At 68.5% G+C, this 18,637-nt stretch carries 17 protein-coding genes; 12 read left to right on the top strand and 5 right to left on the bottom strand.

Annotated features, from left to right (window positions below):
• Positions 1-7: 7 nt before the first annotated feature.
• From pbpC to BLS50_RS17740, 3 genes are all read left to right on the top strand, one after another.
• A complete protein-coding gene (gene pbpC / locus BLS50_RS17750) occupies positions 8-2,260 on the top strand; it encodes a penicillin-binding protein 1C (RefSeq protein ID WP_074803053.1) in 2,253 nt (750 codons plus the stop codon).
• 206 nt (positions 2,261-2,466) lie between these two features.
• On the top strand, positions 2,467-2,754 hold the full coding sequence (locus BLS50_RS17745; protein WP_074803050.1) for a hypothetical protein: 288 nt from the start codon (positions 2,467-2,469) through the stop codon (positions 2,752-2,754).
• 133 nt (positions 2,755-2,887) lie between these two features.
• Positions 2,888-3,577: a hypothetical protein gene (locus BLS50_RS17740; RefSeq protein ID WP_074803047.1), complete on the top strand. Its 690-nt coding sequence runs from the start codon at positions 2,888-2,890 to the stop codon at positions 3,575-3,577.
• Between the two features lie 29 nt (positions 3,578-3,606).
• On the opposite strand, the gene BLS50_RS17735 is transcribed toward BLS50_RS17740, so the two are convergent.
• Both BLS50_RS17735 and BLS50_RS17730 read right to left on the bottom strand, forming a co-directional pair.
• Positions 3,607-4,128 (bottom strand): GNAT family N-acetyltransferase, encoded by a 522-nt coding sequence (locus BLS50_RS17735; RefSeq protein ID WP_074803045.1) that lies wholly within the window; start codon positions 4,126-4,128, stop codon positions 3,607-3,609.
• Positions 4,129-4,147: 19 nt separating this feature from the next.
• Positions 4,148-5,395, bottom strand: a complete 1,248-nt coding sequence (locus BLS50_RS17730) for a multidrug effflux MFS transporter (protein ID WP_074803042.1) — start codon at positions 5,393-5,395, stop codon at positions 4,148-4,150.
• A gap of 295 nt (positions 5,396-5,690) precedes the next feature.
• Here BLS50_RS17730 and BLS50_RS17720 point away from each other — a divergent pair, with 295 nt between their 5' ends.
• Positions 5,691-6,230 (top strand): hypothetical protein, encoded by a 540-nt coding sequence (locus tag BLS50_RS17720; RefSeq protein ID WP_074803036.1) that lies wholly within the window; start codon positions 5,691-5,693, stop codon positions 6,228-6,230.
• A gap of 101 nt (positions 6,231-6,331) precedes the next feature.
• Here BLS50_RS17720 and BLS50_RS17715 read toward each other — a convergent pair whose 3' ends face one another.
• Positions 6,332-7,228, bottom strand: a complete 897-nt coding sequence (locus BLS50_RS17715) for a glutamate/aspartate ABC transporter substrate-binding protein (RefSeq protein ID WP_074803033.1) — start codon at positions 7,226-7,228, stop codon at positions 6,332-6,334.
• Positions 7,229-7,649: 421 nt separating this feature from the next.
• Between BLS50_RS17715 and BLS50_RS17710 the strand changes: the two genes are divergently transcribed.
• Together BLS50_RS17710 and mgtA are read left to right on the top strand one after the other, a co-directional pair.
• Complete coding sequence (locus BLS50_RS17710; RefSeq protein ID WP_069231234.1) at positions 7,650-9,314, top strand: S8 family peptidase; 1,665 nt, start codon at positions 7,650-7,652, stop codon at positions 9,312-9,314.
• Positions 9,315-9,996: 682 nt separating this feature from the next.
• Positions 9,997-12,762, top strand: coding sequence for a magnesium-translocating P-type ATPase (gene mgtA, locus BLS50_RS17695; protein ID WP_074806472.1), 2,766 nt, complete (start codon positions 9,997-9,999; stop codon positions 12,760-12,762).
• A gap of 110 nt (positions 12,763-12,872) precedes the next feature.
• On the opposite strand, the gene BLS50_RS17690 is transcribed toward mgtA, so the two are convergent.
• Together BLS50_RS17690 and BLS50_RS17685 are read right to left on the bottom strand one after the other, a co-directional pair.
• Positions 12,873-13,157: a hypothetical protein gene (locus tag BLS50_RS17690; RefSeq protein ID WP_027806169.1), complete on the bottom strand. Its 285-nt coding sequence runs from the start codon at positions 13,155-13,157 to the stop codon at positions 12,873-12,875.
• Positions 13,158-13,228: 71 nt separating this feature from the next.
• Entirely contained in the window at positions 13,229-14,104 is an 876-nt protein-coding gene (locus BLS50_RS17685; RefSeq protein WP_053524575.1) for a LysR family transcriptional regulator, read from the bottom strand.
• 51 nt (positions 14,105-14,155) lie between these two features.
• Between BLS50_RS17685 and BLS50_RS36365 the strand changes: the two genes are divergently transcribed.
• From BLS50_RS36365 to BLS50_RS17655, 6 genes are all read left to right on the top strand, one after another.
• Positions 14,156-14,434, top strand: a complete 279-nt coding sequence (locus BLS50_RS36365) for a hypothetical protein (RefSeq protein ID WP_027806170.1) — start codon at positions 14,156-14,158, stop codon at positions 14,432-14,434.
• Between the two features lie 197 nt (positions 14,435-14,631).
• Positions 14,632-15,714, top strand: a complete 1,083-nt coding sequence (locus BLS50_RS17675; RefSeq protein WP_027806171.1) for a serine hydrolase — start codon at positions 14,632-14,634, stop codon at positions 15,712-15,714.
• Positions 15,715-15,758: 44 nt separating this feature from the next.
• Positions 15,759-15,992, top strand: coding sequence for a DUF7661 family protein (locus tag BLS50_RS17670; RefSeq protein ID WP_027806172.1), 234 nt, complete (start codon positions 15,759-15,761; stop codon positions 15,990-15,992).
• Between the two features lie 71 nt (positions 15,993-16,063).
• Positions 16,064-16,519, top strand: a complete 456-nt coding sequence (locus BLS50_RS17665) for a MarR family winged helix-turn-helix transcriptional regulator (protein ID WP_006478861.1) — start codon at positions 16,064-16,066, stop codon at positions 16,517-16,519.
• Between the two features lie 64 nt (positions 16,520-16,583).
• Positions 16,584-17,147: an isochorismatase family protein gene (locus BLS50_RS17660; RefSeq protein ID WP_011547545.1), complete on the top strand. Its 564-nt coding sequence runs from the start codon at positions 16,584-16,586 to the stop codon at positions 17,145-17,147.
• Positions 17,144-18,571, top strand: coding sequence for a DHA2 family efflux MFS transporter permease subunit (locus BLS50_RS17655; RefSeq protein ID WP_027806173.1), 1,428 nt, complete (start codon positions 17,144-17,146; stop codon positions 18,569-18,571). The genes BLS50_RS17660 and BLS50_RS17655 overlap by 4 nt, the downstream gene beginning before the upstream one ends.
• Positions 18,572-18,637 lie beyond the last annotated feature (66 nt).

Raw genomic sequence — 18,637 nt, 5'->3', positions numbered from 1 at the left:
GCACGTGATGATCGATCTGGCTTTGCCGCGGCCGGCGCGTTTCGCCGGCCGCGTATTCGTCGCCGTCGTGCTGGCCGCGCCGCTCGTCGCGCATGCGCTGCCCGGCTACGACGACGTGCGCCGCAACTGGCGCAGCTCCGACTGGGTGCTGCTCGCGCGCGACGGCACGCCGCTGCAGCGCACGCGTGTCGACCTCGCCGAACGGCGCGGCGACTGGGTGTCGCTCGCCGACGTATCGCCCGCGTTCCGCGAGGCGATCGTCGTGTCCGAGGACAAGCGCTTCTACGAACACAGCGGCGTCGACTGGCGCGGCATCGCCGGCGCCGCGTGGGGCAACCTGTGGAACGAGCGCACGCGCGGCGCGTCGACCGTCACGATGCAGCTCGCGGGCCTGCTCAGCGATTCGCCGCGCCGCTCGGGCCAGCGCTCGCTGCCGCAGAAGGCCACGCAGGCCGTGAACGCGCTGTGGCTCGAACGCAGCTGGCGCAAGGACCAGATCCTCGAGGCCTATCTGAACCTGGTGCCGTTCCGCGGCGAGACGATCGGGCTCGGCGCGCTGTCGCAGGTGCTGTTCGGCAAGGCGCCGTCGGGCCTCGACGCGCGCGAGGCCGCGATCGCCGCCGCCCTCGTGCGGGCGCCCAACGCGGCCCCGGCGAAGATCGCCGAGCGCGCGTGCCGAATCCTGCGCGACATGCAGGCCGGGCAGGCGTGCGCGTCGCTCGACGGCTACGTGCAGCTCGTCATCGCGCGCCCTGCCAATACCGTACGCGACGACGGCGCCGCCCTCGCCCCGCACTTCGCGCGGCGCATCGCGGCCGAGGTCAAGCCGGCGGCCGGCGCGCAGGTCCGCACGACGCTCGACGCGCCGCTGCAGCGCTTCGCACGCGACACGCTGATGCGCGCACTGACCGAACTGAACGCGCCCGCGCACCGGCGCAACGTGCAGGACGGCGCGGTCGTCGTGATCGACAACGCGACCGGCGAGATTCGCGCATGGGTCGGCTCGTCGGGGGCGCTGTCGAGCGCGCGCGACGTCGATGCCGTGCTCGCGCCGCGCCAGGCCGGCTCGACGCTCAAGCCGTTCCTCTATGCGCAGGCGCTCGACGAGAAGCGGCTGACCGCCGCGTCGCTGCTCGACGATGCGCCGATCAACCTCGCCGCCGGCGGCGGCCTGTACATTCCGCAGAACTACGACAAGGATTTCAAGGGCTGGGTGAGCGTGCGCAGCGCGCTCGGCGGCTCGCTGAACGTGCCGGCCGTGCGCACGCTCGTGCTCGTCACGCCGCATCGTTTTGCGCGCACGCTGACCGCGCTCGGCCTGCCGCTCGCGCAGGAAGGCGACTACTACGGTTTCAGCCTTGCGCTCGGCAGTGCGGACGTCACGCTGCTGTCGCTGACCAACGCCTACCGCGCGCTCGCGAACGGCGGCGTCGCACGCAAGGTCGTCGACCTGCCGGCCGCGGCATCGACGCCGGCATCCAGCGCATCCGCCGCAGCGGCGGCCGCGCGGCCGGACGCGGGCACGCGCGTGTTCAGCGAAGCGGCCAGCTTCGTCGTCACCGACATCCTGTCCGACAACAACGCGCGCGTACGCACGTTCGGCTTCGACAACCCGCTCGCGACGCGCTTCTTCTCGGCGGTCAAGACCGGCACGAGCAAGGACATGCGCGACAACTGGACGGTCGGCTTCACGTCGCGCTATACGGTCGGCGTGTGGGTCGGCAATGCGGACGGCTCGCCGATGTGGGACGTGTCGGGCGTCACGGGCGCGTCGCCCGTGTGGTCGGCCGTCGTCGGCTACCTGCACCGCGACCTGCCGAGCCGCCCGCCGCGTGCGCCGGCCGGCGTCGAGACGCGCCGGATCGCGTTCGAGCGCGACATCGAGCCGGCCCGCAACGAGTGGTTCATCGCGGGCACGGCAATCGACACGATCCGGCTCGCGGCGCCCGTCACGCCGGGCAAGGACGGCGCACGCGCACCGCTGACGATTGGCGCGCCGACCGACGGCACGATCTTCGCGATCGACCCGGACATTCCGCCGAAGAACCAGCGGATCTGGTTCGAGCGCTCGGCCGGGCGCGCGACGAAGTTCGCGTGGCGGCTCGACGACAAGGTGATCGGGCATGCCGATCGCGTCGCGTGGCTGCCGTGGCCGGGCCGGCACCGGCTCGAACTCGTAGACGCGCGCGGCAACGTCGCGGATGCGATCGGCTTCGAGGTGCGCGGCGCGTTCGCGAAGCCGGCCGCGCGCAAGCCCTGAGCCGGCGAGCCGGCCCGACTGGCCGGGCATATTTGCTTTCGGCTGCGGCTGGGCGGAGAAGTCGAGTGCAGTCGCCCGATTCTTCAACCGGACCGGCCAAGCCGCAAATCGTTGTGGACGGGGTGAATTAGTTCGACAATACCGGGCACGCGCTGCATTCGGGCGCCGACGACGAACCGACGCAGGCCGATTCCCGACCGACAGCGATGACACCCGAAACCGAGCGGAAACTACTCCGGCATGGCGTACAGATCATCCCGCTCTTCCTGGGTCTGTATGCCGCCGACAGCCTGTGGGACGCGTATCGAAACGGCGGCATCCTGGAGTGCCATCAGGCTCGCATGCATCCCATGACCTGCTGGTGGATCACGCCGGACATGGGCGAGCACTTCCAGCGGCTGCTCGCCAGCCATTGGCACGTGCTCGGGCTCAGCATCCTGCTGAGCCTGTTGCTCGCTTACGTCATGGCGCCGGCCCGCCCCCCGCCCCCATAACGCGTCTGCCCGGCGGTACCCCGCCTACGGCACACCGAACGGGCGAGCAGCACCGCGGTTCAGGACATAGAATGACAGCAGCGCCGCATCCCCGACGCGCCCGGTTGCCTCATTCTCTCGATTGCCCGCGACCATGAACATTCGCCTTACGCGCTTCACCCGCCCCGCGCTGGGCGTCTTGTGCGTTGCAACGCTCGCCGCCCTCCAGGCCTGCAACGGCGATGCCTGTTTCGGCGTCGACGTGTGCTTCAACGACAACACGCAAACCGTCTCGCTGTCGGGCACGGCCGCGACGGGCGACGCGCTCGCGAGCGCGCAGGTGGCGGTCAATTGCGCGGTTGGCTCGGCAACGACGCTGACGGACGGCGGCGGCAACTACCGTGTGACGCTCAACGCGGCGCTGCCGTGCGTCATCACCGTGGCGTCGGGCGGCGCGAGCCTGCATTCGCTCGCCTATGCGGGCGGCACCTTCAACACGACGCCCGAGACCGAGCTGATGCTCGTCTATCTCGCGGCGCAACTCGGGACGAACACGGCCGGGCTGATCGGCAATTTCCAGGGCAGCCTGCGCTACCAGCGGGCCATGAACAGCCCGGACACCGTGCAGGCCGCGCAATCGGCCGTGGTCACGAACCTGCAGCAGCGCTATGCGGTCACGCTCGCCGCACCGGCGTTCCTGACCACCTCGTTCGTGGTCGGGCAACCGGGCGTCGATGGCGATCTCGTCGCGCTGGCCAAGGCTGGGGCGATTGATTCGAACGGACTGCCGGACCCGGTTGCCGTGTCTCTGTTGCAGCAGGCAGGCGCCGCGCATCCGCTGTAAGCCCCGCGAGGCGGGACGGGAAACGACTGTCAGGCGCCGCCTTCGCGCGCGTCGTCGGCCAGCAGCGCCCAGCGCTCGTGGTCGCGCCATTCGCCGCCGATGCGCAGATAGCGCGGCGAGAATCCCTCTTGCCTGAAACCGAGCCGCCGAACCAGCGCGATCGACGCATGGTTGGCCGGCTGGATATTCGCTTCGAGCCGATGCAGCCCGAGTTCGCCGAACGCGACGTCGATCGCCGCCCGCAACGCATCCGTCATCAGCCCCTTGCGGCTGAACTCCGCCATTCCGTAGTACGCAAGATAAGCGCTCTGAAACACCCCGCCGACGATCTCGTTGAGATTCACCACGCCGACCACCGCGCCCGATGCCCGCTCGCGCACGATGAATCCCACGTTCGGGCCCGTCAGGCAGCGGGCGAACCATTGATCGAAGCCGGCCTGGTCGATGAACGAATCGACCCACGGCAGATGATGGCTCCGGCTCGTGCGGTTGGCGTCGATCAGGTCGGCGGCGTCGGACCGGGCGGCGCGCTTCAGCAGAATCCGGTTCATGAGTCGGTCGGCAGGCGGCTTACGCCGCCTCCCCGCTCCCGCACACCACCGGCGCCGCCTGCTGCCGCGACAGATACCGCAGCAGCTTCGTCACCATCCACACGACGATGAACGACAACGCGACGAAGAACACCGCCAGCGGCGTCAGCACGTGAATCGACACGAAGCCGGCGAGGCCCATCATCGCGGACGACACGAGCAGCAGCGCACAGCCGAGGATCGCGCTCGTCAGGCCGGCGATATGCGGAAACAGCGAATTGCCCTTGGCCATCAGCGTCGGATACATCGCGCCCGCGCAGAAACCCATCACGAGCACCGGTGTCGCGAGCGTCCACACGCGCAGGCCGACGGTCAGCGCCAGCACCAGCATCGCGACCGACGCGCCCGCCATTACGCGCGCGCCGATCCGCAGCCGTTGCTCGGCGCTCGGCAGCCCGCGGCCGTGAATCCGGTTCGACAGGCCGCCGAGGAAATACATGAGGCCGATGCCGAGCGCGAGATAACCGAAGAAGGTCGGCGGCTTGTGCAGCGTGGTCTGCACCATGAACGGCCCGACGATGTTGAACACCAGCAGGATGCTGCAGCACAGCCCCTGTGCGAGGAAGCAGCTCTGGAACACCGGGCTGGCCAGCACCTTGCCCGCGTTCGCCATCAGCGTGCGCGGCTCGAGATGCACCGGCTTCGGCAAGGTTTCGCGGTAGCGCCACAGCAGCGCCCACATCGCCAACGAGTAGACCAGCAGGAACACCAGGCACGCGCGCCAGCCGAACCATTCCTGCAGGTGCGCCCCGATCACCGGCGCGATGATCGGCGCCAGCCCCCACGCGATCGACATGTACGTGAACGCGTGCATCAACGCCTGGCCGGAGAACGAATCAGTGATGATCGCCTTCGCCAGCAGGTTGGTGGTCGCGATCCCGAAGCCCTGCAGGCAGCGCGCCAGCACGAACGTCTCGAGGTTCGGCGCGCCGAGCGACAGCAGGCAGCCGATCGTGTAGATCACGAGCCCGAACGCGAGCACGCGCTTGCGGCCGTATGCGTCGGCGATCGGCCCGAAGATCAGCTGGCCCAGCGCGTAGGCCGCCATGTAGCCGGACACGCTCGACTGGATCGCCTGCGGCGTGGTCGCGAACGAACGGGCCATGTCGGGCAGCGCGGGCACGTAGATGTCGATCGCGAGCTGGCCGGCGGACGCGAACAGGCAGATCAGGAACAGCAGGAAGCGCGGCGAATTCGACTCGCGCGCGGGAGTGAGCGTGGCGTTCATGACGACTGGGAAGGAGATCGGGCAGCAGTGCCGCACGGTCGATGTTCGAATATCGAACATGCGTGCGAGGGTGGCGAATTCCGTATTGTGCCTGTTGTTGCACCGGGCGACAGGATGCCCCTGGCACGGGCGAGGTTGAATGCCGATGGCAGCCCGTTCCGACATGCGCCGATCGGCCCGCCGGCGGCGGTTTTAATGCTGATTTAAGCCAACGGCCGCATCGTCTCGGATGGCTCACTCCGTGAGCCGCACGTCATTGTTGATTCGATTAGTCTCGTTTGATGGAGATACGAAGATGCGATTCCGTTCGTATATGGCGGCGGGCGCGCTGGCGCTGGCGCCCGTGTTCGCCCTGGCCGGGCAGGCCGGCGCGGCGGCCGCCCAACCGATGTTCGTCAATGTCGACGGGCAGGCCGTGCCCGTGAAAGCCGAAACGCGTGTCGTCCAGACGGCCGTCGGCCCGATGAAGGTCAGCACGTGGAGCTGGCACAGCCCGCAAGGCGGCGCGAGCTTCGAGATGCAGACGTCGTCGGGCAGCCTGCCGCCCGCGGCAGCGTTACGGCAAATGCAGGTTGCGCAGTACCGGATGCAGGCGGCGCAGGCCCAGATGGTCGCGATGCAGCAGCAGATGATGGCGCTCCAGCACATCGCGCTCGCCAACGCATTCGCGATGCCGATGCCGCAGCCCGTCGGGTTCGCGATGGCGCCGTGGGCCATGCCGGAACCGGTCGTCGTGATCGTGCCGGTGCAACCTTCGGCGCGTTCGATGGCGCCCGCTCCCGCCCCGGCGGCGCCGGCACGGCCGGCCGCACGCGGGCCTGAAATCAAGGCCTGACGCGCGCGTCCGGCGCACGGGCGACCGGGGCCGCAAAACGAAACCGCCGGCATGTGCCGGCGGTTTTTCATGGGTGGCGCGATATCGCCACGACGCGGTGCTCAGTACTGCGCCTGGTCCGTCGGATTCTTGAAAAGCTGCTTCATCTCCGCCGACAGCGGATAGTTGAGGCTCACGCCCTTCGGCGGAATCGGCTGCATGAACCACTGGTCGTACAGCTTCTCGGCCGCGCCCGAGGTCTGCATCTTCGCGATCACGCCGTCGACGACGCGCTTGAACGCCGGATCGTCCCTGCGCATCATGCATGCATAGTTTTCGTGAACGAGCGGCGTGCCCGCGACCGTGTACGCACCCGGGTTGCGGTCCTTCGCGATCTCGCCGTACAGCAGCGGCTCGTCCATCACGAACGCCACCGCGCGCCCGGTCGTGACGTTCATGAACGCTTCGGCATGATCCTTCGCGCTGATGATCGTCATGTTCATCGCCTTCTCTTCGTTGAGCTTGCGCAGCAGGCGCTCGTCCGACGTACCGGCCGTCGTCGCGACGGTCTTGCCGGCCAGGTCCGCGAAGTCCTTCACGCCCGAATCCTTGCGCGTGCTGAAACGGATGCCGTAGAGAAAAATGCTGTTCGAGAACGCGGCCTGCCTTTGCCGTTCGAGCGTGTTCGTCGTCGAGCCGCATTCGAAGTCGATCGTCCCGTTCTGCAACAGCGGAATGCGGTTCTGCGACGTGATCGGGATTTCCTTCACCGCGAGGTTCGGCAGGTTCAGCTCCATCTTCAACTGGTCGATGACGCGCGACGCGATGTCCCGCGAGTAGCCGATGTTCTTCTGCTGGTTGTCCGAATACGAGAACGGCACCGACGACTCGCGAATGCCCAGCGACACGACGCCCGTGTCCTTGATCTTCTTCAGCGTACCGGTAAGGGCCTGCGCGTGCGCGGCGCCGGCCAGCGCACAGGCCAGCGCGACGGCGAGACAACGGAAACGGCGATCCATGCGTGTCTCCTGATGAAACGTTGATCGAATCGCGATCCTACGCCCGACAATATTCGCGTCACATCAGGGCAAGCGTAAGCAACCTTCCGCCCGAGCTCGATCCTGAAAGATGTTTTCCGTGCCGCGCAAACCGGGCCGCGCCACGCGGTTCGCCCGACCGCGCCGCGCACGGCCTCGCCCGTGCCGTCTGTGCCGGTCGTTCCAAACGCGCGTTCATGCTGCGACGCACCAACGGAATCGTTTGCGGCACCCCCTGTTTTTCTCGCGAAACGCACTCAAGAAGCCGCCGCGCACGCCGTTACCCAGTGCATGGCGCGTCGCAGCAACCCGCTGCAACCGTCAGACAAAAACACAAGGTCCGGCTCAGCCGGACCGGCGCCACCGCCGGCACGACGGTTATCTACGAGGATCAAGTTTCAACATGAGAGCCAAACGTTTCAATTTCGCGCTGGCGCGCCCCGCACATGCGCGCATGCTCGCCGGCATGCTGTCCGCCGCCGCCCTCCTGCCCCTCGCCGGCTGCGGCGGAGGCGGCGGCGACGGCAGCAACCCGTCTTCGTCCAACGCATCGCCCGCGCCGACACCCGCCCCGACGCCGGCTCCCACGCCCGCGCCCGCCCCGACCACCCCGCCCGCGTCGTCCGGCGGCAATGCATGCACGTCGCAGCAGGCCGCCGTGCAGATGGCCGCGCAGACCGCGCCGGCCGAGCCACCGGTCGATCACCTCATCGTCAAGCTGAAGACGCTGACGGCCACGCGCGCGATGGCGGCCATCGACAACGGCTCGCGACTCGACGCGGTGATCCAGCGCGCGATGACGCGCTGGACGGCGCCGGTGACCGGCAGCGCACGCGCGTACGCGAGCACGGTCGCGCAAACGCCGGTGAACGTGCAGGTCGAGCGCACGATCTCGAACGGCGCGGCCGTGCTGTCGCTCGGCCAGCGCATGGACGCCACCGATGCCGCCGCGCTCGCGCAGGCGTTCGCGGCCGACAGCGACGTCGACTACGCGGAACCGGATCACCCGATGCAGATCCGCGACACGCCGAGCGACCCGCTCTACAACCAGCAGTGGTACCTGTCCGACCCGGCCGCCGGCATCGACCTGCCGCCCGCTTGGAACGTGACCAAAGGTTCGCCGACCGTCGTCACGGCCGTGCTCGACACCGGCTACCGACCGCACGGCGATCTCGTCGGCAATCTGATCCAGCAGGGCTACAGTTTCATCAGCAACGTCAACACCAGCAACAACGGCCTGACGCGCGGCCCGGACGCCACCGATCCGGGCGACTGGGTCACGCAGCAGGAACTCGACAACGCCAACGGCCCGTACTATCACTGCGCAAGCCAGCCGAGCAACAGCAGCTGGCACGGCACGCGCGTGATGGGCGTGATCGGCGCGACCGCCAACAACGGCACCGGCGTCGCCGGCGTCTCGTGGCTCAGCCGAATCCTGCCGGTGCGCGTGCTCGGCAAGTGCGGCGGCGTGACGAGCGACATCGCCGACGGCATGCGCTGGGCAGCCGGCATTCCCGTCAACGGCGTGCCGAACAATCCGAACCCCGCGAAGATCATCAACCTGAGCCTCGGCGGGGTCGGCGCATGCAGCACGACGTTCCAGCAGGCGATCGACGACGTGACCGCGAAAGGCGTGACCGTGGTCGTCGCGGCCGGCAACGACGGCCTGTCGACCGGGCTCGACCAGCCCGCGAACTGCCGCGGCGTGATCACCGTCGGCGCGACCGACGCGACGGGCCGCCGCGCATCGTTCAGCAACTTCGGCGCCGATGTCGCGCTGAGCGCACCGGGCGTCAACGTCCTGTCGACGTCGAACACCGGCACGACGACGCCGGGCTCGGACACCTATGGCCCCGCGAACGGCACCAGCCTCGCGGCGCCGCAGGTGACGGGCGTCGCCGCGCTGATGCTGTCGGTGAACGGCAACCTCACGCCCGCGCAGATCCTGCAGAAGCTGCAAGGCGGCACGCGCGCGGCGAAGCTGGCCGCCGGCACGTCGTGCACCGCGCTGCCGGCAGGCTCGGGCATCCTCGATGCGGGGGCCGCCGTCGCGACCGCGAACCAGTAACCGGCACCTCGTTCGACGCGGCCGCGCCCCTGCCGACATCGCAGGCGCGCGGCCTTTTCATGACGGGCGATCGAACGCGACTGCACACGCGCGCCGCCTCGATCACGCATCTCGAAATAACGCCTGACAAAAGGGTTGACGCTTCGCACAGCGAGCCATTACCATCGCCCCCGTCTAGTTACATGGAGTGTTCTGTGAACACCGATGCGAGTTGTAGTTGGTCCCTGGCCAACTTGACTGCTGCCTGAGGAAAACGCGCAGAGCCTCGTCTTCTGCCGCATCCCGGGAAGCAGGATGCGGCGCCCTTCCGGCCTGACCACGGGCCAGATCTCCCGCCGAATTTTCGATGTTGTCGAATGCACGCGACGCGCCGTCGCGCGCGCGCTCTCCGTTCGCGTGCCGTCCGGCCGCGCGCCTCGTTGCGCGCGCCGCCGCCGATCGCCCGCGCCGATTCTCCGCAACCGACAGGAGTGCAGATGAACTCAGACGACAGTAGTCGATTACCGCTCGCCGGTGCGACGCCGCGCATCGACACGCCGCGCGCATCCTGCGCGCCGGCGAGCGTTCCCGCCTTTACCGATCCACAGCCGATCGCGCCTGACGCGACGCGGCGGGGAGCGTTCGTGCGTCGATGACGTCACGGTCGCTCCCCGCCCGCCGCCTCGTGCGCAAGGAGCGACTCATGACGACACGACACAACACCTCGCACAAGAAACAGCGCGGCTTCATCAAAGCCGGCGCCGGCCAGCAGAACGACCCGCGCATCATGCGCGCCGCGCAGGAAGCGGCCCGCCCGCTCGAAGACACGCTGAAGTCGCTGCACACCAGCACGCGCGGCCTCACCTACGACCAGGCCGCCGGCCGCCTGCAGCACGACGGCCCGAACGAAATCGCGCACGACAAGCCGCCGCACTGGACCCGCCAGTTGCTGCTGTCGTTCCACAACCCGTTCGTCTACGTGCTGCTGGTGCTGGCCGCCATCAGCTTCTTCACCGACGTCTACTTCGCGGCGCCCGACGATCGCGACTACGTCGGCATGACGATCCTGCTGACGATGGTCACGATCAGCGCGCTGCTGCGCTTCGTGCAGGAATTCCGGTCGCTGCGCGCGGCCGAGAAGCTCAAGGCGATGGTCCGCACGACCGCGACCGTGCAGCGCGCCATGACCGACACGTCGGAACCGACGCGCCGCGAGGTGCCGATGCGCGAAGTCGTGACCGGCGACATCGTGCATCTTTCCGCCGGCGACATGATCCCCGCCGACGTGCGGCTGCTCGCGTCGCGCGACCTGTTCATCAGCCAGGCCGTGCTGACCGGCGAGGCGCTGCCCGTCGAGAAGTACGACACGCTCGGCGCGGTGGCCGGCAAATCCGCGGGCACGCACGCGACCGGCGCGGCCAACGGCGCACCGGCATCGCTGCTCGATCTCGAGAACGTCTGCTTCATGGGCACCAACGTCGTCAGCGGTACGGCAACGGCCGTCGTCGTCGCGACCGGCGAAGACACGTACTTCGGCTCGCTCGCGCGCAACGTCGTGAGCCACAAGCGTATCGAGACGAGCTTCGACCGCGGTGTCGCGAGCGTCAGCTGGCTGCTGATCAAGTTCATGTTCGTGATGGTGCCGATCGTGTTCATGATCAACGGGCTGACCAAGGGCGACTGGCTGAGCGCACTCACGTTCGCGCTCGCGGTGGCCGTGGGCCTCACGCCCGAGATGCTGCCGATGATCGTCAGCGCGAACCTCGCCCGCGGCGCGGTCGCGATGGCGCGCCGCAAGGTCGTCGTCAAACGGCTGAACTCGGTGCAGAACTTCGGCGCGATGGACGTGCTGTGCACCGACAAGACCGGCACGCTCACGCAGGACAAGATCATCCTCGAACACCACCTCGACCTGTCCGGCCACAAGAACGAGGACATCCTGCGGCTCGGCTGGCTGAACAGCTTCCACCAGAGCGGCCAGAAGAACCTGATCGACATCGCGGTCGTCGCGCGCGCCGACGAGATCGGCGAACGCGTGAAGCCGCAGGGCTACAAGAAAATCGACGAACTGCCGTTCGACTTCGTGCGGCGCCGTCTGTCGGTCGTCGTCGAGGATACGCGCGGCACGCACCTGCTGATCTGCAAGGGCGCGGTCGAGGAAATGCTGGCCGTCTCCACGCACGTGCAGGATGAGGACGGCGTGCGTCCGCTCGACTTCGTGGCCCGCAAGCGGCTGCTCGAACAGGCCACCGCGTACAACGAGGACGGTTTCCGCGTGCTCGTGCTCGCCACGCGCACGATCCCGCGCGGCGAAGAACGCGCGCAATACCGCACCGCCGACGAACACGATCTCGTCGTGCGCGGCTTCCTGACCTTCCTCGATCCGCCGAAGGAATCGGCCGCGCCGGCGCTCGCCGCGCTGCGCGAGAACGGCGTCGCGGTGAAGGTGCTGACGGGCGACAACCCGACCGTCACGATGAAGGTGTGCCGCCAGGTCGGCCTCGAACCCGGCAAACCGATGCTCGGTACGGAAATCGAAGCGCTCGACGATGCGACGCTCGCGCAGGTGGTCGAACGCACGACCGTGTTCGCGAAGCTCACGCCGCTGCAGAAGGCGCGCATCGTCAAGGCGCTGCAGGCGAACGGCCACACGGTCGGCTTCCTCGGCGACGGCATCAACGACGCGCCCGCGCTGCGCGACGCGGACGTCGGCATCTCGGTCGACAGCGGCGCCGACATCGCGAAGGAAACCGCCGACATCATCCTGCTCGAAAAGAGCCTGATGGTGCTGGAGGAAGGCGTGATCAAGGGCCGCGAGACGTTCGGCAACATCCTGAAGTACCTGAACATGACCGCCAGCTCGAACTTCGGCAACGTGTTCTCGGTGCTCGTCGCCAGCGCGTTCCTGCCGTGGGAGCCGATGCTCGCGACGCAACTGCTGGTGCTGAACCTGATCTACGACACGTCGCAGATGCTGCTGCCGTGGGACAAGATGGACCCCGAGTTCCTGAAGAAGCCGCGCAAGTGGGAAGCCGGCAACATCAGCCGCTTCATGCTGTGGGTCGGGCCGACGTCGTCGGTGTTCGACATCACGACGTACATCCTGATGTGGACCGTGTTCGGTGCGGGCGCGCTGTATCACCTGAACGGCGGCGCGAGCGGCCAGATCGTGATGAACTCGGGCTGGTTCATCGAGAGCCTCGTGTCGCAGACGCTCGTCGTGCATCTGCTGCGCACGCAGAAGATCCCGTTCCTGCAGAGCACGGCGTCGCTGCCGGTGCTGCTGTCGACCTTCACCGCGATCGCGATCGGCTGCTGGCTGCCGTTCTCGCCGTTCGCGGAGGCGATCGGCTTCATGCACCTGCCCGGCACCTACTGGCTGTGGCTCGCCGCGACGATGGTCGGCTACATCGTGCTCGCGCAGATCGTCAAGACGATCTACGTGCGCCGCTACAAGCAGTGGTTCTGATCGCGCGTGGATGACGATGCGCCGGCCCGTGCTCGCGAGCGCCGAGCGGGCCGGCGCGGCGTGCGCATCGAGCCACGCCCATGCAACGGGCCGCATCAGCGGCCCGTTTTTCATTCAGCATCGTTCGCACCGAACAGCTGCGCACACACCGCGCGCCCTTCGTCGGTCAGCGCGGCGCTGCCGGTACCGTCCTCGTTCAGCGTCGTCGCGCTCAGGCCCGCGGCGTCGAGCTGCGTCAGCACGCGGCGCAACGTGCTCATCGGCAGTTGCGCGCGCTTCGCGATCTTCGGCAGCGACCACGTCTTGCCGGCCGGATCGCTGGCGGCTTCGTTCAGCGTCGCGAGCGTGGCGACGAGTGCGGGATCGAGCGGGGATTCGTCGGTTTCGGAAGTCATCGGTTTGGGTTCGTCGGCCGGCGTCGCGCCGGCAAGCAGGGAGAAAACGCTCGCGGACACTATACGCCGCGTCACGCGCCCTTGAGCGCGCTGCGCATGAACGACACGAAACGCGCGGTGACGGGATCGTCGCGATCGGACAGCCACGCGAGCCCCACGCGCCACTTCGCGTCCCGGCCGTCGAGCGGCAGCACCGTCGCGTCGCGCAGCAGGTACCGCGCGCTCGACGGGATGAACGCGACGCCGACGCCGGCCGCGACCGAGGTCAGCACCGACTGCACGTCCTCCGCCTGCTGCATCACGTGCGGCACGAAGCGGCGCTCGACGCACCACCGGTCAATCTGCGCGGCCAGCCCCGGGCCGCGCGCACGCTGCAGCGCGATGAAGCCGATCTCGTTGAGCACGTCGAGGTTGGCCGGCACGCGCTTGAAGCCCAGGTGAGGCGGTACGGCAAGCCCGAGCGCTTCGTCGGTCACCTTGAACGACGACAAGCCGTCGTCGGCGGGCAGGCGCAGGAAACCGGCGTCGAGCTTGCCGGCACGCAGCCGGCGCGTCTGTTCGGACGACGACAGGTCGCTCAGCGTCACCGCGATACCCGGATTGCAACGGCGGAATTCGGCGATCAGCTTCGGCACGAGCGTCAGCACGGACAGGCAGATGCCGAGCCGCAAATGCCCGCGCTGGCCACTGGTCGCTTCCCGCGCACGCGCCAGGATTTCGTCCGCATCGCGCACGAGCGCCTGCGCGTCGGGCAGGAAGCGTTCGCCGAACGGCGTCAGCTCCGCGCCATGCCGGCCGCGCTCGAACAGCTTGCCGCCGAGGCTTGCCTCCAGCGCGCCGATCTGCTTGCTGAGCGCAGGCTGGCTCATGTGCAGTGCATCGGCCGCGCGGCTGAAATGGCACAGCTCGGTCACCGTCAGGAACGTGCGCAGCAGTTTCAGTTCCATTCTTCAACGGAATCATAATGATCGAAATATTCATTTTACCGATCGAACGCAATGGCGTTCAATACGGACATGCCCTTCCCGGAATTCACCTTCATGTCCCTCGATCCAGCGGCCGACTGCGTGGCCGAATCATCATGCGATGTCGCGGGTGCAAACGCATGCGCGGTTGCCGCCGATACCCGCGCGCCGAAGCGACGTGCCGAACGCACGGACGGGCGCAGCCGCCGCTTTCGCTTCGGCGATGCGCTGGAAGAGGCGCCGCCACGCGCGGTGACGGGTTCGATCGCGATCAGTTTCGCAGTCGTGTCGCGGCGGAACTGGCCGCGCTGAACCGCGCACCCGCCCGCCTTTCTCCCCACCCGCACCGCTGCCCGGCAGCGCGAAAACGACCGGAATCCTCCCGTATCACGCGTCATTGCGCGTCATCCGATCGTCATCGCCCGGCGATCGACCGTATAATTTCCCGCACCCGCTGACCGCCCACGCATTCCGCGCAGCCGCATCGCGCGTGAAAAGGAGACTTTCGCTTGACCGGCCTCATCGCGCGCCTGCCTCGCGCCCGGACCACCCTGATCCTCGCCCTGTCGTTCCTGCTGCTCGCATTCGCCACGAATGCGTCCGCGCAACGCGTGCAGCCGCATCGCACCGCCCATGCGCAACCGCATGCCCATACGAAGGCCGTCAAGAAGAAACCCCATCGCAAGAAAAAGGCCGTCAAGCATCGCCGCTCGCGCGTGACGCATCAAGCGGCCAAACGCCACGCGGCGCCCGCGCCGCAGCAGCGGCGCGCGAAACGCACGACCGCCGTGCGGCCACGCCCGCCCGCGAAACCGAAATTGCTCGCCAGTTGCGGCTACACCCCGCGCGCGGTCGGTTCGCTGCATTCCCGCGCGGCCTACGTGCTCGACGTCGATTCCGGCACCCCGCTGCTGGCGCGCAACGCACGCACCGTCCGGCCGATCGCCTCGATCTCGAAACTGATGACGGCCGTCGTCGCGCGCGATGCCGATCGTCCGCTGAACGGCGTGCTGCGCGTGACCGCGCGCGATCGCGACACGATCAAGTTCACCGGTTCGCGCCTGCAGGTCGGCTCGGAACTGTCGCGCCGCGAGATGTTCCATATCGCGCTGATGTCGTCGGAGAATCGCGCGGCCGCCGCGCTGAGCCGCGACTATCCGGGCGGGCGCGCCGCGTTCGTCAAGGCGATGAACCGCGAAGCGCGCCGGCTCGGCATGCGGCATACGCACTTCCGCGAGCCGACCGGCCTGTCGCCACACAACGTGTCGACGGCGGAAGATCTCGCGCGGCTCGTCGGCGCGGCCGCGCAGGACCCGCTGATCCGCTATTTCTCGACCGATCTGTCGACCACCGTGCGCCCCGGCGACGGTGAACTCGTGTACGTGAATTCCGACCCGCTCGTACGCTACCGCCGCCTGCCGATCCGGCTGCAGAAAACCGGCTTCATCAACGAATCGGGGCACGGCGTCGTGATGCGCATGCGCGTGAAAGGCCGCCGCGAAACGGTCGTGCTGCTCGGCGCGGCGACGCGTGCCGGCGTATCGAGCGACGCAATCAAAATCCATCGCTGGCTGTCCTGTTCGATCCAGTAGACGCACACGGGCAGCCGGCGAGCTCACGCGACGGGAGCGACGCCATGCAGGACGAATACCGCTTCAACGCGTTCGGCCGGCTGCTCGCCGTGGTGCGCACGGACGGCCGCTGGGCCGTGTTCGATCTGGGGGCCGAAGGCAAGCGGCGCCCGGCCAATCTGCAGATTCCGTCCTCGCTCAGCGCGGACGAACTTGGCCAGTACCTCGGCGATCTGCTGCACGAAAACGCGACCCCGCGATACAGCGAAGTCGTACCGGTCGCGCATCGACATACGTAATCGCACCGGGTAGTGCCACCAGTCGGCGATCAATTCGACAGTTAAACTTGCAAGTTTAACTGTCGTGTTCTATGATTCGCCGCATGAACCCGCCACGCAAACCCGGCGTTTCCGCCGAAACCGTCGCCGCCGACCTGACCCTCGCGGTCGGCCAGCTCATCCGCCGGCTGCGCTCCGAGGTCGATTCCGAAGGGCTCGGCATGTCGCAGACGAGCGCGCTCGCGCGGCTCGAACGGCACGGGCCGATGACGACCGCCGATCTCGCGCGCGCCGAAGCGATGAAGCCGCAATCGATGAAGACGATCCTCGCGAGCCTCGAGGAGGACGCACTCGTCGAGCGCGAGCCCCATCCGACCGACGGCCGCCAGATCCTGTTCAAACTCACCGCCGCCGGCCTCGCCGCACGACGCAAGCGCAACGCCGCGAAACACCAGTGGCTCGGCGCCGCGATCGAGAAACTCGATCCGCAAGACATCGACACGCTTGCCGCGGCCATCCCGCTGATCCGCCGCATCGGCGAGCAATGAACCCGGCCGGCGCGTCGCGCTGCATGCGCGCCGGCTTTCCTTGCCCTTTTTCCCGGAGCCCATCATGAGCGCAACGCGTCTCGACACGAACACGGCGCTGGTCGTCATCGACCTGCAGAAAGGCATCGTCGCCCTCCCCACCGCGCACCCGGTCGCGCCGGTGATCGCCCGCACCCGCGAACTGCTCGACGCGTTCCGCAGCCGCGGCCTGCCGGTCGTGCTGGTCAACGTCGCGGGCGGCGCACCGGGCCGCACCGAGCAAGCGCCGCGCACCGCGCAGCTTCCGGCCGACTGGACCGAACTCGTACCCGAACTGAACCGCCAGCCAGGCGACCACGTCGTGACGAAGCGGACCTGGGGCGCCTTCACCGGCACCGGTCTCGACGCGCACCTGAAGGCAGCCGGCGTCACGCAGATCGTGCTGACCGGCGTCGCGACGAGCATCGGCGTCGAATCGACCGCGCGGCAGGCCTACGAGCTCGGCTACAACGTGACGCTCGCCGTCGACGCGATGACCGACCTCAACGCGGATGCGCACGTCAACAGCATCGAGCGGCTGTTCCCGCGCCTCGGCGAGACCGGTACGACGCAGGACATCGTCGCGCTGCTCGACCGGCGCGGCGCGTGAGCGATCCACGCATCCAGCCGGCGCCAGGCCGCGCGGCCGGCCGGCTCGATCCGTCGATCTGGAAAGTCAGCGCGGTCGCGACGCTCGGTTCGCTGCTGTCGCAGCTCGACGCGACGATCGTCAACGTGTCGCTGTCGAGCCTCGCGACCGATCTGCATGCCAGCCTGGCGACGATCCAGTGGGTGACGAGCGGCTACCTGCTCGCGCTGACGCTGGTGCTGCCGCTGAGCGGCTGGCTCGTCGACCGCATCGGCGCGAAGGCGCTGTACCTGTGGTGCTTCTCGGCGTTCACGCTCACGTCGGCGCTGTGCGGGCTCGCATGGTCCGCGCCGTCGCTGATCACGTTTCGCGTGTTGCAAGGCGTCAGCGGCGGCTTGCTCGCGCCGATGGCGCAGATGATGATCGCGCGCGTCGCCGGCCAGCAGATGGCGCGCGTGATCGGCTATGCGGCGGTGCCGGTGCTGCTCGCGCCGATCCTCGGCCCGGTCGTGGCCGGCGCGATCCTGCAGCACGCGTCGTGGCGCTGGCTGTTTCTGGTGAACCTGCCCGTCGGCGCGCTCGCGCTCGCACTGGCCGCGCGGTTCCTGCCTGGCGACCGGGACGATGCGCCGCGGCGGGCACTCGACTGGATCGGCCTCGCGTTGCTGTCGCCGGGCCTCGTGCTGTTCCTGTACGGCGTCGAACGGATCGGCTCGGTGCCCGGTGTTGCGGCGGTCGCGGGTTCGGCGCTGCTGCTCGTCGCGTTCCTGCGCGTCGAGCGCCGCCAGCGCGAACATGCGCTGATCGATCTCGCGCTGTTTCGCTCGCGCGTGTTCGGTGCGGCAGCCGGCACGCAGTTCCTGTCGAACGGCGCGCTGTATGCAGGCCAGATGCTGATTCCGGTGTTCCTGATCCAGGCATGCGGGCGCTCGCCGGGCGAGATGGGCTGGCTGCTCGCGCCGCTCGGGCTCGGCATGCTCGTCACCTATCCGTCGATGGGCGCGCTGACGGGCCGGTTCGGCGTGCGCCGGCTGGCCGCCGCCGGTGCGTTGCTCGCACTCGTCGCCACGCTGCCGCTCGTGTTCCTCGCGCTGACCGGCTACGATCCGCGCGTGCTCGTCCCGGCGCTGTTTCTGCGCGGCATGGGCCAGAGTGCGATCGGCGCGCCGTCGATCGCCGCCGCGTATGCATCGGTCGAACGCCGCGACCTGCCGATGGCGACCACGTCGCTCAATATCGTGCAGCGGCTCGGCGGCCCGACGTTCACCACGCTATGCACGCTGTTCCTCGCGTGGCGGCTGCAGGCCGAAGCGGCGTCGGTCGGCGGCACGCCGGCCGTCGCGTATGCGTGGGCGTTCGGCCTGCTGTGCGCGCTGCATGCGGCGAGCTTCGCGACGACGCTGCGGCTGCCGTTGCGCTCGGCCGGTGCAGGCGGCGGCGACTGACGAACCGGCAACGCACCGGCCGGTTCGCGCTGAACCCGGGCCGCGCCGCACCGCGTGCACGGCCTC

Origin of the sequence: Burkholderia orbicola (genome assembly GCF_900100915.1) — a bacterium.
In the GTDB taxonomy this organism is placed as follows: domain Bacteria; phylum Pseudomonadota; class Gammaproteobacteria; order Burkholderiales; family Burkholderiaceae; genus Burkholderia; species Burkholderia orbicola.
This window is presented reverse-complemented; position numbering and strand designations above follow the sequence as displayed.